14 protein-coding genes are annotated in these 16,345 nt (G+C 42.4%); 3 read left to right on the top strand and 11 right to left on the bottom strand.

From position 1 onward, the window contains the following. Positions 1–18: 18 nt before the first annotated feature. The 9 genes from argA to sdhC all read right to left on the bottom strand — a co-directional run bounded on the left by argA (position 19) and on the right by sdhC (position 11,413). Entirely contained in the window at positions 19–1,359 is a 1,341-nt protein-coding gene (gene argA / locus LY624_RS08015) for an amino-acid N-acetyltransferase (RefSeq protein ID WP_341804271.1), read from the bottom strand. Positions 1,360–1,552: 193 nt separating this feature from the next. Next, positions 1,553–2,425, bottom strand: a complete 873-nt coding sequence (gene sucD / locus LY624_RS08010) for a succinate--CoA ligase subunit alpha (RefSeq protein WP_062569011.1) — start codon at positions 2,423–2,425, stop codon at positions 1,553–1,555. Further along, positions 2,425–3,591 (bottom strand): ADP-forming succinate--CoA ligase subunit beta, encoded by a 1,167-nt coding sequence (sucC, locus tag LY624_RS08005; protein ID WP_062569010.1) that lies wholly within the window; start codon positions 3,589–3,591, stop codon positions 2,425–2,427. The genes sucD and sucC overlap by 1 nt, the downstream gene beginning before the upstream one ends. 176 nt (positions 3,592–3,767) lie before the next feature. After that, positions 3,768–5,288: a 2-oxoglutarate dehydrogenase complex dihydrolipoyllysine-residue succinyltransferase gene (gene odhB, locus LY624_RS08000; RefSeq protein WP_341804270.1), complete on the bottom strand. Its 1,521-nt coding sequence runs from the start codon at positions 5,286–5,288 to the stop codon at positions 3,768–3,770. A 3-nt stretch (positions 5,289–5,291) separates the two neighbouring features. After that, on the bottom strand, positions 5,292–8,111 hold the full coding sequence (locus LY624_RS07995; RefSeq protein ID WP_130149800.1) for a 2-oxoglutarate dehydrogenase E1 component: 2,820 nt from the start codon (positions 8,109–8,111) through the stop codon (positions 5,292–5,294). 86 nt (positions 8,112–8,197) lie between these two features. Beyond that, a complete protein-coding gene (locus LY624_RS07990) occupies positions 8,198–8,914 on the bottom strand; it encodes a succinate dehydrogenase iron-sulfur subunit (RefSeq protein WP_062569007.1) in 717 nt (238 codons plus the stop codon). 10 nt (positions 8,915–8,924) lie between these two features. After that, positions 8,925–10,697, bottom strand: a complete 1,773-nt coding sequence (gene sdhA, locus LY624_RS07985; protein ID WP_130149799.1) for a succinate dehydrogenase flavoprotein subunit — start codon at positions 10,695–10,697, stop codon at positions 8,925–8,927. After that, complete coding sequence (gene sdhD / locus LY624_RS07980) at positions 10,698–11,045, bottom strand: succinate dehydrogenase, hydrophobic membrane anchor protein (RefSeq protein ID WP_062569005.1); 348 nt, start codon at positions 11,043–11,045, stop codon at positions 10,698–10,700. Then, the gene (gene sdhC / locus LY624_RS07975; RefSeq protein ID WP_082401567.1) at positions 11,036–11,413 is read right to left on the bottom strand and encodes a succinate dehydrogenase, cytochrome b556 subunit; all 378 of its coding nucleotides are present in this window, start codon (positions 11,411–11,413) and stop codon (positions 11,036–11,038) included. Before sdhC ends, sdhD begins: the two co-directional genes overlap by 10 nt. 409 nt (positions 11,414–11,822) lie before the next feature. Here sdhC and LY624_RS07970 point away from each other — a divergent pair, with 409 nt between their 5' ends. The 3 genes from LY624_RS07970 to LY624_RS07960 all read left to right on the top strand — a co-directional run bounded on the left by LY624_RS07970 (position 11,823) and on the right by LY624_RS07960 (position 14,864). Then, positions 11,823–13,109 (top strand): citrate synthase, encoded by a 1,287-nt coding sequence (locus LY624_RS07970; RefSeq protein ID WP_062569004.1) that lies wholly within the window; start codon positions 11,823–11,825, stop codon positions 13,107–13,109. Between the two features lie 113 nt (positions 13,110–13,222). Next, positions 13,223–14,437, top strand: coding sequence for an aminotransferase class V-fold PLP-dependent enzyme (locus tag LY624_RS07965; RefSeq protein WP_341804269.1), 1,215 nt, complete (start codon positions 13,223–13,225; stop codon positions 14,435–14,437). Between the two features lie 13 nt (positions 14,438–14,450). Continuing rightward, a complete protein-coding gene (locus LY624_RS07960) occupies positions 14,451–14,864 on the top strand; it encodes a SufE family protein (RefSeq protein ID WP_130149797.1) in 414 nt (137 codons plus the stop codon). A gap of 6 nt (positions 14,865–14,870) precedes the next feature. Here LY624_RS07960 and tcdA read toward each other — a convergent pair whose 3' ends face one another. Both tcdA and LY624_RS07950 read right to left on the bottom strand, forming a co-directional pair. Next, positions 14,871–15,668 (bottom strand): tRNA cyclic N6-threonylcarbamoyladenosine(37) synthase TcdA, encoded by a 798-nt coding sequence (tcdA, locus tag LY624_RS07955; protein ID WP_062569001.1) that lies wholly within the window; start codon positions 15,666–15,668, stop codon positions 14,871–14,873. Further along, positions 15,669–16,334, bottom strand: coding sequence for a TIGR01621 family pseudouridine synthase (locus LY624_RS07950; protein WP_445936727.1), 666 nt, complete (start codon positions 16,332–16,334; stop codon positions 15,669–15,671). Positions 16,335–16,345: the final 11 nt, after the last annotated feature.

Here is a 16,345-nt window from a genome sequence, read left to right as displayed (position 1 = left end):
GCTTGCGTCACCTTTTGGTTACCTGTTTTTACTCAACTTAGTAAGGTCTAATCGCAGCACCTTAGAACGTCGCTCATAGTTATAAAGCGCTTTTTTCTTAGCTGGCAACTCATCGACTGTTACCAATTCAAAACTCTGCTCTAAAAACCAGTGAATACTCCGTGTAGTCAGTGCGAATAAATGCGAGTAGCCCGCACGTTTAGCTTTATTAATAATAAACCTCAGTAGATAACTACCGCGATCGGCATCTCGGTACTGAGGATGAACAGCCAAGCTTGCGAACTCCCCTACTTGTTCATCTGCAAACGGATACAAAGCTGCACAGGCAATGATAAGTCCATCACGTTCGATCACTGTAAATTGCTCAATTTCAATTTCAAGCTGTTCTCGTGAGCGACGCACTAAATAGCCTTGCTGCTCAAGCGGTCTAATAAGGTTAATGATACCGGTTATATCAGAGATAGTCGCGCTACGAAGTTGCTCTGAACTTTGTGGTGCGATTTGTGTACCAATACCATCTAAAGAGAACAATTCTTGTAGTAACGCGCCATCTTCTTTGTAACTCACTAGGTGGCAGCGATGCACACCGCCTCGGCAAGCATCAATTGCTGCTTGTAAGAAAACAGTCGCACTTAAACACGAATCAGCTTGCTTGCGGTAATTCGCTAAAACACGTTCCGCTTCATTTGGCATCAGCTCAGCGATTGCTTCGCCATTTTCATCTAAAATACCGGCTTCTTCACAGAAACCTAGCATTTTATCGGCACGCAGTTTTAACGCAACTTGAGTAGCAATTTCTTCTGCGGTTAAATTAAAACTTTCACCGGTAACCGATGCCGCAATCGGCCCTAATAACACAATACCGTTATTATTTAACTGATGGCGAATACCCTCTACGTCGATGCGCCTCACTCTTCCTGAGTGATGATAATCAACCCCTTCATCCACACCTAGTGGCTGTGCTATGACAAAGTTACCACTTACAACATTCAGAAAAGAGCCTGACAAAGGTGTACTACTAAGAGACGTTGATAGTCGTGCCGTAATATCAAATTGCATCGCACCTGCCACTTTTTTAATGACATCAAAGGTGGCGTTATCCGTTACGCGTATCTCATTATGGAACTGACTAGTTATGCCAACTTGCTCAAGTGCTGCATTAAATTGTGGTCGTGCGCCAAACACTAAAACAATTTTAATACCTAGGCTGGTAAGTAATGCAACATCGTTGATAATGCTGCGACAACCAGGCTGATCTATTGCCTCTCCACCAAGCATTACAACAAAAGTTTTGCCTCTGTGGGCATTAACATAAGGAGTTGACTGACGAAATCCATCGACCAATTCAGTGGTACGCACGTAATATTTACCTTGTAAAATCGGATGTTTTTAATAAAAACGAATAAACAAGGCATCAGTCTAAAGAATTTATATTCACAAATAAAGCATTATTATTCTTGTTTTATGAATCAATTTTGACTTCGATTAGTAACAATATACAAGATACAAAAAAGGCTCGCATAAGCGAGCCTTTTTAAGAGATTAAAACTGATTACCAGCCTGTTTTCTCTTTAAGTGCATTACCGATATCAGCTAATGAACGTACAGTTTTTACGCCCGCAGCTTCTAATGCAGCAAATTTCTCATCAGCAGTACCTTTACCGCCTGCGATGATTGCACCAGCGTGACCCATACGCTTACCTGGAGGTGCAGTAACACCCGCAATGTAAGAAACAACAGGTTTAGTCACGTTGTGCTTGATGTACTCAGCAGCTTCTTCTTCTGCAGTACCACCGATTTCACCGATCATAACGATTGCTTCAGTTTGCTCGTCTTTTTCGAACATTTCTAAAACGTCGATGAAGTTAGTGCCTGGGATTGGGTCACCACCGATACCAACACACGTTGATTGGCCGAAACCAGCATCAGTCGTTTGTTTAACCGCTTCATAAGTAAGTGTACCAGAACGTGATACGATACCTACTTTACCAGGCTTGTGGATATGACCAGGCATGATACCAATCTTAGTTTCACCCGGAGTGATAACACCAGGGCAGTTAGGACCGATCATACGAACACCAGTTTGGTCAAGCTTAACTTTAACGTCAACCATGTCTAGTGTTGGGATACCTTCAGTGATACAAACGATAAGCTCGATGCCTGCATCGATAGCTTCTAAGATAGCATCTTTACAGAAAGGAGCTGGTACGTAAATAACAGATGCAGTTGCACCTGTTGCTTCTACAGCGTCACGTACTGTGTTGAATACTGGAAGACCTAGGTGCGTTTGACCGCCTTTACCTGGGCTTACACCACCAACCATTTGTGTACCATACTCAAGCGCTTGCTCTGAGTGGAAAGTACCTTGGCCACCTGTGAAACCTTGACAGATAACTTTTGTATCTTTATTGATTAATACAGACATTATTTGCCCTCCGCAGCAGCAACAACTTTTTCAGCTGCGTCTGTTAGTGACTCAGCAGCGATGATGTTAAGGTCAGAACTTGCAAGAACTTCACGACCTAGTTCAGCGTTAGTACCTTCTAAACGTACTACTACAGGAACATTTACACCTACTTCTTTAACTGCGCCAATGATACCTTCTGCGATCATGTCACAACGTACGATACCACCAAAGATGTTAACTAAAACAGCTTTAACGTTGTCGTCAGATAGGATGATCTTGAATGCTTCAGATACACGCTCTTTAGTCGCACCGCCACCAACATCTAGGAAGTTAGCTGGCTTACCACCGTGTAGGTTTACGATGTCCATAGTACCCATTGCTAGGCCTGCACCATTAACCATACAACCAACGTTACCGTCTAGTGCAACGTAGTTAAGCTCGAAGCTAGCAGCGTGAGCTTCACGCGCATCTTCTTGTGAAGGATCGTGCATTTCGCGGATTTTAGGTTGACGGTAAAGCGCGTTACCATCTACACCGATTTTACCGTCTAGACAGTGAAGGTTACCTTCGTCTGTGATTACTAACGGGTTGATTTCTAAAAGAGCGAAATCGAAATCGTTGAACATGTTAGCAAGACCCATGAAGATCTTAACGAACTGTTTCATTTGAGTTGGGTTTAAACCAAGTTTGAAACCTAATTCACGAGCTTGATAAGCTTGAGGGCCAACTAGTGGATCGATCTCAGCTTTGTGAATTAATTCTGGAGTTTCTTCTGCAACTTGCTCGATTTCCACACCACCTTCAGTAGATGCCATGAAAACAACTTTACGAGAAGCACGATCTACTACAGCGCCAAGGTATAATTCGTTAGCGATGTCAGTGCAGCTTTCAACAAGGATTTTAGCTACTGGCTGACCATTTTCGTCTGTTTGGTAAGTAACTAAGTTTTTACCTAACCAGTTCGCAGCGAACTCTTTCACTTCGTCGATTGTTTTAACTAGCTTAACACCGCCAGCTTTACCACGGCCACCTGCGTGAACCTGTGTTTTAACAACCCACATATCACCGCCAATTTTCTCAGCAGCTGCTGCAGCTTCTTCAGGTGTATCGCAAGCGTAACCGTGAGAAACTGGTAAACCATATTCGGCAAAAAGTTGTTTTGCCTGATACTCATGCAAATTCATGATGCTTTATCCAATTTTTTATACTAAAAGAGCTGAATATTTATGCAAATAAACAGCTATCCCAAATTGCGCACCTAGTATAAATCCCAAGGCTCGACATGAAAACCCCAGTTAGACCAAAGGCGCAAAAAAAAAGCTGCGAACATGGTTCACAGCTTAGTTTTTATACAACTAGATTAAACATCTAGTAATAATCGAGTTGGATCTTCTAGTAACTCTTTAATTGTCACTAAGAAGCCTACAGATTCTTTACCATCAATTTGGCGATGATCGTAAGATAACGCTAAATACATCATTGGTAAGATTTCAACTTTACCGTTAACAGCCATAGGACGATCTTGGATTTTGTGCATACCTAAGATTGAAGACTGTGGTAAGTTGATGATTGGTGTAGATAGTAATGAACCGAATACACCACCGTTAGTGATAGTGAAGTTACCACCAGTCATATCATCTAGAGATAATTTACCATCACGACCTTTAAGTGCTAATTCGCGGATGCCCTTCTCAATTTCAGCAACTGATAGCTTGTCACAGTCTTTAAGAACTGGTGTTACAAGACCACGTGGTGTAGAAACCGCGATGCTGATATCGAAGTAGTTGTGATAAACGATATCATCACCGTCGATAGATGCATTAACTTCAGGGAAACGCTTAAGTGCTTCTGTTACTGCTTTCACATAGAAAGACATGAAACCTAAACGGATACCATGACGCTTTTCGAATACTTCTTGGTACTGCTTACGAAGGTCCATGATTGGCTTCATATTAACTTCGTTGAAAGTCGTTAACATCGCAGTTGAGTTTTTAGCTTCAAGTAGACGATTAGCAATTGTTTTACGTAAACGTGTCATAGGCACACGTTTTTGTGTACGGTCACCCATAGGCGCAGCTGGTGCAGATGCTTCAGCTTTTGGTGCAGCTGCAGGTGCTTTTAAGAATTTATCTACATCTTCTTTAGTTACACGGCCATTTTTACCAGTACCTTTGATTTTAGATGCATCAAGACCTTTCTCAGCGATTAAACGACGTACTGACGGTGTTAATACGTCAGAGCTGTCACTTGAGTCGCTAGAAGCAGCTGGCGCTTCTTCTTTAGCAGCAGATTTAGCTGGCGCAGCACCGGCTTTAACAGTACCGATTACTTGCTCACCTAGCACAGTTTCACCTTCTGCGTGAATGTGCTCACCCATGATACCGTCATCTTGAGCAACAACTTCAAGAACAACTTTATCAGTTTCGATGTCAACTAAGTTTTGGTCGCGAGTTACCGCTTCGCCTGGTTGTACATGCCATGTAGCAATTGTCGCGTCTGCGACTGATTCTGGAAGTACAGGTACTTTAATGTCCACTTCTTTACCTTCTGATGCTGGTGCTGATTGCGCCGCAGCCGGCGCGTCTTCTTCTGATTTAGCTGGTGCTGATTCTTTAGCAGTGTCATCACTTGCTGGTGCTGCATCTGCATCACCAAGTAAAGCAATTACTTGCTCGCCAAGAACAGTTGCACCTTCTCCTTGTGAAATTTCAGTAATTACACCGTCATTTGGTGCAACAACTTCTAAAACAACTTTGTCTGTTTCAATATCTACCAAGTTCTGGTCACGGCTTACTTTATCGCCAACACTTACGTGCCAAGTCGCTACGGTTGCATCAGCAACCGACTCAGGAAGTACAGGAACTTTAATTTCTGTGCTCATTGCTTATCCTTTCTTTTCAATAGTAAGCGCATCTGCAACGAGCGCTTGTTGTTCTTTTGTATGCACTGACATGTAACCACATGCAGGCGATGCCGAAGCTTTACGACCAGCGTAAGTCAATTTAGCACCTTGCGGGATTGCATCAACAAAATGGTGTTGTGAACAATACCACGCACCTTGGTTTTGCGGCTCTTCTTGGCACCACACAAAGTCTTTAACATGCTGGTAACGCTGCATGATTGTATCCATCTCATCATGAGGGAATGGATATAGCTGCTCAACGCGAACAATAGCGATGTTATCTAATTCTTGCTTACGACGCTCTTGTAGTAGCTCGTAGTAAACTTTACCACTACAAAATACAACGCGTTCCACTTTATCAGCGGCAATATCATCGATTTCATCGATCATATTGTGGAACACACCTTCAGATAACTCTTCCAGTGTTGATGTTGCCAGCGGGTGACGAAGTAACGACTTAGGTGTCATAACAATCAATGGACGACGAAGTGGGCGTACCGATTGACGACGCAGCATTGCATATACTTGCGCAGGTGTTGAAGGTACACACACTTGCATATTGTGATCAGCACACAATTGCAAGAAACGCTCAAGACGTGCTGAACTATGCTCAGGGCCTTGACCTTCATAACCATGAGGAAGTAAACATGTAAGACCACATAAACGGCCCCACTTTTGCTCACCTGAGCTTAAGAATTGGTCAAATACAACTTGCGCACCATTAGCAAAGTCACCAAACTGTGCTTCCCACATAACAAGTGATGTAGGCTCAGCGGTTGCATAACCGTATTCAAATGCAAGGACTGCTTCTTCAGATAATACAGAATCGTATACTTCAAATGCACCTTGATTCTCACTGATGTTTTGCAGTGGTAAGTAGGTAGATGCATCTTGTTGATTATGAACAACAGCATGACGATGGAAGAACGTACCGCGACCAGAATCTTGGCCTGTTAAGCGAATGTCAGTACCCGCATCAACAAGGGTTGCGTAAGCAAGTGTTTCTGCCATACCCCAATCAAGTGGTTTTTCACCGGCAGCCATTTGTTTACGATCATCGTAGATTTTCTTAACACGTGATTGCGCTTTGTGGCCTTCAGGGTAGCTAGCAACGATATTGCCAAGTTCTTTAAGCTTTTCTACTGAGACTTTTGCGTCATACTCTACATTCCAATCGTGACCAACAAATTTAGCCCAATCAGAAGAGTGTGATGTTTCTGGTTGAATTTCTTCAACAACACAATTACCACCGTCAAGGCCATTACGGTATTCATCAGCAAGTGCTTTTATTTCTTCTTCTGAGAATGAGCCTTCAGACACGAGTTGGTCTGCATAGATAAGACGCGGTACTGGGTGCTTTTTGATTTTTTGGTACATAAGAGGCTGAGTCGCATTTGGCTCATCCGCTTCGTTATGGCCGTGGCGGCGATAACATACTAAATCAATCACTACGTCACGTTTAAATTGATTTCTGAAATCAAGGGCGATTTGTGTAACAAATGCAACTGCTTCAGGATCATCAGAGTTAACGTGGAAAATTGGTGCCTGAACCATTTTCGCAATATCAGTACAGTATGGTGTAGAACGTACATCCGACTGTTTCGATGTTGTAAAACCAACTTGGTTATTAACAACGATACGGATACTACCACCACAACTAAATGCATTAGTTTGCGATAAGTTAAATGTCTCTTGAACAACACCTTGACCTGCAATCGCAGAGTCGCCGTGAATAGTAATTGGTAATGCTTTGATACCTGACTTATCACCTAAGCGGTCTAAACGCGCACGAACCGAGCCCATAACTACTGGGTTTACGATTTCAAGGTGAGATGGGTTAAACGCAAGTGCCATATGCACATTGCCACCCTTAGTTGCAAAGTCAGATGAATAACCCATGTGATACTTCACATCACCTGAGCTTAATGTGTCTTTGTGTTTACCAGCGAACTCATCAAATAAATCAGAAGGATTTTTACCTAATACGTTTACTAGTACGTTCAAACGACCGCGGTGAGCCATACCAATAACGGCTTCTTTTTGCCCGCTTTCGCCTGCACGATGAATTAGCTCTTTAAGCATAGGTACTAATGCATCACCACCTTCAAGTGAGAAACGTTTAGCACCAGGGAATTTTGCGCCTAAATACTTTTCAAGACCATCAGCAGCAGTTAAACCTTTAAGGATACGCAGCTTCTCATCTTTTGAAAAAGTAGGACGTGATTGCACTGATTCCAAACGCTGTTGTAACCAACGTTTTTCTTCAGTTGAAGTGATGTGCATGTACTCAGCACCAACTGACCCACAATAGGTCGTTTTTAGTGCTTGGTATAACTCACCAAGAGGCATGGTTTCGCGACCTACGGCAAACGAACCCACATTGAATTCACGGTCAAAATCAGCTTCTGATAATTCGTGATATTCCAATTCAAGATCACGAACACGTTCGCGTTGCCAAATACCTAATGGATCTAGGTTGGCATTTTGGTGACCACGGAAACGGAAAGCATTAATAAGTTGCAGCACTTTGACCTGTTTAGGATCGCCAGAGCCACCCTCTGCTACCACTACTTCTCTATGCTTGTTTTTAGCAAGCTCCGCAAATTGTGCACGAACTTCTGAATGTTTAACGTCAACATCCACACCATCAACTTTTGGTAATTGTTCGAACACTTCTCGCCATTCTTCTGGCACAGAAGTCGCATCATCTAAGTACGCTTCATAAAGCTCTTCTACGTAAGCAACGTTACCGCCGTTTAAGTGAGAAGATTCTAGCCATGCCTTCATCACACCTTCGTGCATTTATAAGCCCTTTTCTTTAGCGCAGAAATTAATTGTTATAAAAACAAGGTGGTTAATAAATTAACCACCTTACATATTCAATACCCTTAAACCGAGCGGTTTAAAAGCATTGATTTGATTTGTCCAATCGCTTTGGTCGGATTAAGACCTTTTGGACACACGCTAACACAGTTCATGATACTGTGACAACGGAACACGCTGAACGCATCGTCAAGGTCTGCTAAACGCTCTTCAGTTGCTGTATCGCGGCTATCTGCCAAGAAACGATACGCATGAAGAAGGCCTGCAGGACCAATGAACTTGTCTGGATTCCACCAGAACGAAGGACACGATGTTGAACAACATGCACATAAAATACACTCATACAAGCCATCTAACTTATCACGCTCTTCAATTGATTGAAGACGCTCACCCGCCGCAGGCGTGTCATTAATTAGATAAGGTTTTACCTTTTCGTATTGAGTGTAGAACTGACTCATGTCAATAACAAGGTCACGTACCACTGGTAAGCCTGGTAAAGGACGAATTACGATTTTACCTTTGCCACCTTTTAGTAGCGTTGATAAAGGTGTAATACACGCTAAACCGTTTTTACCATTCATGTTGATGCCGTCTGAACCACACACACCTTCACGGCATGAACGACGGAATGATAATGTTGGATCTTGCTCTTTTAATTGCATAAGCGCATCCAATACCATCATATCTTGGCCTTCTTGCGTTTCTAACGAGAAGTCCTGCATACGTGGTGCATTATCAACATCTGGATTGTAACGATAAACCGAAAATTGTACTTGTGCCATCGTCTCGCTCCTAGTATGTACGTGCTTTAGGTGGGAAAGCTTCACGCAGTTTCGGCGCGTAGTTTACATCACGTTTGCTCATTTCTTCGCTCTTAGGATCGTAGATTGAGTGACATAACCAGTTTTCGTCATCGCGATCTGGGTAGTCAAAACGAGAGTGTGCACCACGGCTTTCTGTACGGAAGTTTGCAGCTACTGCAGTTGAGTAAGCTGTTTCCATCAAGTTATCTAGCTCTAAACATTCGATACGTGCAGTATTGAACTCTGTTGACTTGTCGTCAAGACGCGCATACTGAAGACGTTCACGAATTTCTTTAAGCTCTTTAAGACCTGTTGCCATTGCATCACCTTCACGGAATACCGAGAAGTTAAGTTGCATACACATTTGTAGATCTTTCTTGATTTGTACTGGGTCTTCACCTTGGCCAGCTTTAGAATTTTCCCAACGGTTAAAGCGTGCAAGTGATGCTTCAAGGTCTGATTCAGACGCATCTTTACCTGCTTCAACACCGTTAAGGTACTTACCTAAGAAGTTACCAGCAGCGCGGCCGAATACAACTAAGTCAAGTAGCGAGTTACCACCAAGGCGGTTAGCACCGTGTACAGATACACATGCAATCTCACCAACAGCGAATAAACCTTCAACTACTTTCTCTTGGCCGTTTGCATCAATTTGTAATGCTTGACCATTTACGTTAGTTGGAACACCACCCATCATGTAGTGACATGTTGGGATAACTGGAATTGGTTCTTTAGCTGGATCAACGTGTGCGAATGTTTTCGCAAGGTCACATACGCCCGGAAGACGTAAGTTAAGTGTTTCTTCACCTAAGTGGTCAAGCTTAAGCTTGATATGTGGACCGTAAGGACCCTCACAACCACGACCTTCACGGATCTCAGTCATCATTGAACGCGCAACAACGTCACGAGACGCTAAGTCTTTCGCATTTGGCGCGTAACGTTCCATGAAGCGTTCGCCGTCTTTATTTAGAAGGTAACCACCTTCACCACGACAACCTTCAGTTACAAGTACACCTGCACCGGCGATACCTGTTGGGTGGAACTGCCACATTTCCATATCTTGCATTGCAACGCCAGCACGTGTAGCCATACCAACACCGTCACCAGTATTGATGTGAGCATTCGTTGTCGATGCGTAGATACGCCCTGCACCACCTGTTGCTAATACAACAGCTTTAGATTTGAAGTAAACAACTTCGCCAGACTCGATGTCGATTGCTGTACAACCAACAACGTGACCGTCGCTGTTTTTAACTAAATCTAGTGCATACCACTCAGAGAATACGTTTGTTTTGTTTTTAACGTTTTGTTGGTAAAGACAGTGTAATAACGCGTGACCAGTACGGTCAGCTGCTGCTGCAGTACGTGCAGCCTGTTCACCACCAAAGTTTTTCGACTGACCGCCGAAAGGACGTTGGTAAACACGGCCATTTTCAAAACGAGAAAATGGTAAGCCCATGTTTTCTAATTCAGTAATAGCTTCTGGGCCTGTTTTGCACATATATTCGATAGCGTCTTGGTCACCGATAAAATCGGAACCTTTAACCGTATCGTACATGTGCCATTCCCAGTTATCTTCATGCGAGTTACCCAAAGCTACCGTAATACCACCCTGTGCAGACACAGTGTGAGAACGTGTAGGGAAAACTTTTGAGATAAGTGCACAGGTTTTGCCTGATTCAGTGATAGCAAGAGCTGCGCGCATACCCGCACCACCTGCACCAATCACTACAGCGTCAAATTCACGAACAGAATAATTCACTTAAACACCCCATAAAACGATTAGACCAATTGCTACGTAAGCAACAGCCATAAGGTTTAATACAAAGCCTAAAACAGCACGTAATTTAGCGCATTTAACATAGTCAGTAAGAACTTGCCAAAGGCCGATACGGGTGTGAACCATAATGCAAACTAGGGTAATTAGCGTAAACCCTTTCATTGCTAGGTTTGAAAAAAGGCCTTGCCAGGCTTCGAAAGTGACTTCAGGCGTGCATAAGAAATAGCCGATAATAAAAATCGCGTAAGCGCTGATTATTAAGGCTGTCGCACGAAGCGATACGTAATCTTGTACACCATCACGTTTAAGAGTTGCTTGATTTAAAACCATATCCACACTCCTGCTAGAATTGCAGCTACAACGCCTAAAGCTAATGCAACTTTAGCGCTGAAGTTTCCTGACTCAAGTTCTTCCCAGTGACCCATATCCATAATGATATGACGGATACCACCGATTAAGTGATACGCCAATACAGAAATAGTGCCCCATGCTATGAATTTGGCAATGAATCCGCTGAACAGACCCTTGACGAATTCAAAACCTTCTGCAGAAGAAAGAGACTCAGACCACGCCCAAATGACAAACGTTAAAGCAAAAAATAATGCAACACCGGTGACGCGGTGAAAAATTGATGCTTTAGCCGTTGCCGGCATAGATATAGTTGTTAGATCTAGATTTACAGGTCTTTGCTTTTTCACAGTTACTTGCCCATCTTGCCCACATAGGGGCTCATCTACTTGTTTTTCTAAAACCCATCAAAATGAATTTCGATGGAACTATCTAAGTAAACCGTGTTGATACACAAAAAGTTCACACTTATGCAAAACTCAAATGTAAAAATAAAGTTTACCTACAGACAATACGGTATAAAACCTTGGATAGTATATATAGCCAGAGGTCTTTTTACAATTCTTGTTTAGTAAGAGTCGTTTGCGAATTAGCCAATGGTATAATATTTAATCCTGACAGAATATTTATTATCCATTTGTGCATAATGTTTATAAAAATTGACTTTAACCCCCTCTTTCACGTTAAAATGAAAAGAATGTGCTTAAACAGATTCAGAACATAACAATCAGAGTTGTTATCTTAATAGGAGATAAATAGATGGCGGATAAGAAAGCCACGGTCCATATTGATGGTCTTGATCCAATCGAACTTCCAATTTACCAAGGCACTGCTGGCCAAGACGTAATCGACGTACGTACACTAGGTTCTCACGGTCACTTTACTTACGACCCAGGTTTCATGTCGACCGGTTCTTGTGAATCTTCAATCACTTACATCGATGGCGGTAAAGGTGTTTTATTACACCGCGGCTACCCAATCGAACAACTTGCTGACGAGTCTAACTACGTTGAGCTTTGCTACTTACTATTAAACGGTGAGTTACCAACGAAAGAACAGTACGAAGCATTTGCGCAAGAAATCACGCACAACACAATGCTAGATACTAAGATTGCTAACTTCTTCCAAGGCTTCCGCTTTGATGCTCACCCAATGGCGATGCTATGTGGTGTTGTAGGTGCGCTTTCATCGTTCTACCATGAAGACTTAGACATCACTGATGCAACACAACGTAAAACAAGTGCTATCAAGCTTGTTGCTAAGCTGCCAACAATCGCAGCAATGGCTTACAAATATAATGTAGGTCAGCCATTTGTTTACCCACGTAACGATTTAAGCTTTGCTGAAAACTTCTTACACATGATGTTCTCAGTACCTGCTGAAGAGTACAAAGTTAATCCAGTGCTTGCTAAAGCAATGGATAAAATCTTTATGCTTCACGCTGACCACGAGCAAAACGCATCAACGTCAACAGTACGTTTAGCAGGTTCTTCAGGTGCTAACCCTTACGCGTGTATCGCTGCGGGTATCGCATCTTTATGGGGCCCTGCGCACGGTGGTGCTAACGAAGCATGTCTTAACATGTTAGAAGAAATTGGCTCTGTTGACCGTATCGACGAGTATGTTGCTAAAGCTAAAGATAAGTCAGATCCTTTCCGTCTTATGGGCTTTGGTCACCGCGTATACAAAAACTTCGATCCACGCGCAACAGTAATGCGTCAAACGTGTCACGAAGTACTTGCTGAGCTAAACATTCAAGATCCACTTCTTGATATCGCAATGAAGCTTGAGCAAATTGCGCTAGAAGACCCATACTTTGTTGAGAAGAAACTTTACCCTAACGTAGATTTCTACTCAGGTATCATCTTAAAAGCAATCGGTATTCCAACAAGCATGTTCACTGTAATCTTTGCAATGTCACGTACTGTTGGTTGGATCTCTCACTGGGATGAGATGCTTTCTCAACCTGGTCACAAGATCAGCCGCCCTCGCCAGCTTTATACTGGTGAAACAAAGCGCGACTACGTATCAACGGACAAGCGTTAATTTTTGCTTAAATGCTTAAAAAAGGCCGCACAGCGGCCTTTTTTATTGCCCTAGACTTGTCTATTTATACAAAATAATTAAAATCGTCGCATTCACGCTGTAAAAGGGCTTCCATGTTTGATATTGCAAAAATACGTGCTGACTTTCCTCTGCTTAAGCAACAAATTAATGGGCAGCCATTAATCTACTTAGATTCAGCAGCCACATCACACAAGCCTCAAACGGTCATTGATGCACTCTCGCATTTTTACAATGCCGAAAACGCTAATGTACACCGTGGTCGTCATACTCTTAGTGACAACGCAACTCGTAAGTACGAACAAGCCCGTACAAGCCTTGCCGACTATTTTCAGGTAGAAAGTAATGAGCTAGTCTGGACGAAAGGGGCGACTGAGTCGATTAATTTAATTGCGAACGGCTTAACATCTAAACTGAAAGCGGGTGATAAAGTCGCTATTTCAGCTATTGAACATCATGCGAATATTGTGCCTTGGCAACAACTTGTGAAGCGCATTGGCGCTGAATTAATTGTTTTACCAATTACGAGTGATTTGGTCATTGACGCTCAACAGTGCGCAGAGTTTATCGAACAACATAAGCCCAAAGTCGTTGCTATCACACATGCATCAAACACGCTGGGGAATATCACAGACTTAGCCCCTATCATCAAAGCGTGTAAAGATATTAATGCTATTTCAGTCATCGATGGTGCACAGGCTGCAATGCACTTACGCCCCAACTTACGAGAAATTGATTGTGATTTTTATGTGTTTTCCGCACATAAAATGCTTGGCCCAACAGGCTTAGGTGGCTTATACGGCCGCTTTGAATTGTTAAATTCACTTGATGCTTACCAAACAGGTGGCGAAATGATTGAAACAGTGAGCTTAACACAAAGTACTTTTCGAGAGGCACCAGGAAAATTTGAAGCAGGAACCCCAAATATTGCGGGTGTCATAGCCTTTAATGAGGCAATTGAATATTTAACTTCGTTAAATTTTCAGCAGATGCGTCAACATGAGCATACAGTTTTCAGTTATGCGATAAAACAATTATCAGCAATTGATGGTATTACCATTTACTCTCAACATCACAATAACATTGGTAACATCAGCTTTAATTACAAAAATGAGCACCCTTTCGATTTAGCGACTTTGTTAGATGGTTTTGGTGTTGCTGTACGAAGTGGTCATCACTGTACCCAACCGATTATGAGCCAATTATCAATTTCGGGTACTGTTAGAGCCAGCTTCGCTTTATACAATACTAAAGAGGACGTTGATGCACTTGTCACCGCCCTTAAAAATAGTATTGAATTATTAGATTAAACTTGGATAAAACATGAATTCACCTTTTCAAGCCGTAACAAAAGACATTGAAAATGCAGCAGGCTGGCAACAAAAGTACCGCCAAATAATGCTATTAGGTAAACAGCTACCCGTTATGCCTGAAGCGCTAAAGGTAGATGATGCGTTAGTTAAAGGCTGTGAAAGTAAAGTTTGGTTATATATTGAGTTTGATCACACGGAGAATAGCCTAGTGTTGGCTGGAGATTCCGATACTCGAATTGTTAAAGGGTTACTGGCATTAATTTTAGCCTTATACAATGGTCTAACACCACAGCAAGCAACTCAAATAAATGCGTATGATGAATTTGAACGACTTGGTCTAATTAGCCATTTAAGCCCTTCTCGTGGTAATGGCATAAAAGCCATGGTCGATAAAATTCAAACCATGGCCGAGCAAAAGCGCTAAAAAACGTTACTTTAAACTACGCTGTTTTTTATCTAAGTACTTTCTAATCGCTTTGGCTGCAACAAAAAAGCCAAAGCTGCCTGTAACCATGGTTGCAGACCCAAAACCGTTGTTACAGTCCATATTCATTGAACCATCTGCACCTTGTTTTGCTTGGCAAACGTCACCTTCTGAGGTTGGATAGACAAGTTGCTCGGTCGAATAAACGCAATCGACATTAAACTTACGCTTAGGATTGCTACTAAAGTTGTACTGTTTTCGTAAGATATAACGGACTTTTGCAAGTAGTGGATCATGCGTTGTCTTAGCAACATCACCAAAACTGATTTGACTTGGATCGGTTTGTCCACCGGCGCCACCGGTTGTGATAACGGGTAATTTTATACGTTTACAATGGGCAATTAGCGCCGCTTTTTCTTTCACGGCATCAATACAATCAATCACATAATCAAAACCTTGAATATGCTCACGAATATTATCTAGCGTTATAAAGTCATCAATAACATTAATTTTAATATCTGGGTTAATCAGCTCACAACGTGTTTTCATTGCTTCGACTTTTGCTTCACCTACGGTGCCAGTCAAAGCGTGTATTTGACGATTAACATTGGTTGCGCATATATCATCTAGGTCTATCAATGTCAGTTGACCAACCCCCGTACGTGCTAACGCCTCAGCAGCCCAACTGCCTACGCCACCAATACCGATGACACAAAAATGTGCTTGTTGCAGCCAATCAAATTGTTGATGACCATATAAACGCTTAATACCGCCAAAGCGAATGTCTTGTGTTGTTTCTTTCATTTACCAATCCAACGTCCAAGGAGTCTGCCACTCTTTGAATTCGTCTGCGTTAAAAACTTCATTGAGATATGCGCCAGTTGTATGCGCATACCGATATTCTTTAAGCTGCCCTTTATAGCTAAACTGCAATGCATAGGCATGCAAGTTAGTTCGCTCATCCAAGCTCCCAGCATAAGTGGCATCACCGAGTATAGGGGCACCAATACTTTTCATTGCCACTCTTAATTGATGTGTCTTACCAGAAAATGGTTTTAATAAATATGCACGCAAGCCTGGGCGAATACTCTTAGAGTAAAAGCGAGTAACCGCTGGGTTTTCTTGGCTTTTTAGTAACTTAAATGACCCTCGGCGACTTTTTTGCATATCGCCTTTAATCCAGCCTTGCTTTTTTTTAGGCTTAGTATCGCTAACGGCTATATAAAACTTATTAACCAGATGCGCTGTGAAAAGCGTTGTAAACTCCGCTGCGGCCTGTTTGTTTCGAGCTAAAATAATTAACCCCGAAGTCACTTTATCGAGGCGATGAACAGGAAATAACTTTTCGTTCACTAGTTGCTCTGCAAGCACGACAAAGCCAGCACATTCTTCACTGTGAAAGCTAACACCTGCTGGTTTGTAAAAAACAAAAAAGTCATCTTCACGTGCATGAAGATGAACCCTATTCATTTCAGTCATTG

The organism is Pseudoalteromonas sp. N1230-9 (genome assembly GCF_032716425.1).
In the GTDB taxonomy this organism is placed as follows: domain Bacteria; phylum Pseudomonadota; class Gammaproteobacteria; order Enterobacterales; family Alteromonadaceae; genus Pseudoalteromonas.
The sequence above is the reverse complement of the archived record's forward strand: the minus strand, read 5'-3'. Positions and strand labels throughout refer to the sequence as shown.

Bases quoted from the DNA above. Each gene is read 5' to 3' on its own strand.
- sucD (WP_062569011.1), bottom strand. From the start codon at position 2,425: ATGTCTGTATTAATCAATAAAGATACAAAAGTTATCTGTCAAGGTTTC.
- sucC (WP_062569010.1), bottom strand. From the start codon at position 3,591: ATGAATTTGCATGAGTATCAGGCAAAACAACTTTTTGCCGAATATGGT.
- odhB (WP_341804270.1), bottom strand. From the start codon at position 5,288: ATGAGCACAGAAATTAAAGTTCCTGTACTTCCTGAGTCGGTTGCTGAT.
- LY624_RS07995 (WP_130149800.1), bottom strand. From the start codon at position 8,111: ATGCACGAAGGTGTGATGAAGGCATGGCTAGAATCTTCTCACTTAAAC.
- LY624_RS07990 (WP_062569007.1), bottom strand. From the start codon at position 8,914: ATGGCACAAGTACAATTTTCGGTTTATCGTTACAATCCAGATGTTGAT.
- sdhD (WP_062569005.1), bottom strand. From the start codon at position 11,045: ATGGTTTTAAATCAAGCAACTCTTAAACGTGATGGTGTACAAGATTAC.
- LY624_RS07970 (WP_062569004.1), top strand. From the start codon at position 11,823: ATGGCGGATAAGAAAGCCACGGTCCATATTGATGGTCTTGATCCAATC.
- LY624_RS07965 (WP_341804269.1), top strand. From the start codon at position 13,223: ATGTTTGATATTGCAAAAATACGTGCTGACTTTCCTCTGCTTAAGCAA.
- LY624_RS07960 (WP_130149797.1), top strand. From the start codon at position 14,451: ATGAATTCACCTTTTCAAGCCGTAACAAAAGACATTGAAAATGCAGCA.
- tcdA (WP_062569001.1), bottom strand. From the start codon at position 15,668: ATGAAAGAAACAACACAAGACATTCGCTTTGGCGGTATTAAGCGTTTA.
- LY624_RS07950 (WP_445936727.1), bottom strand. From the start codon at position 16,334: ATGAATAGGGTTCATCTTCATGCACGTGAAGATGACTTTTTTGTTTTT.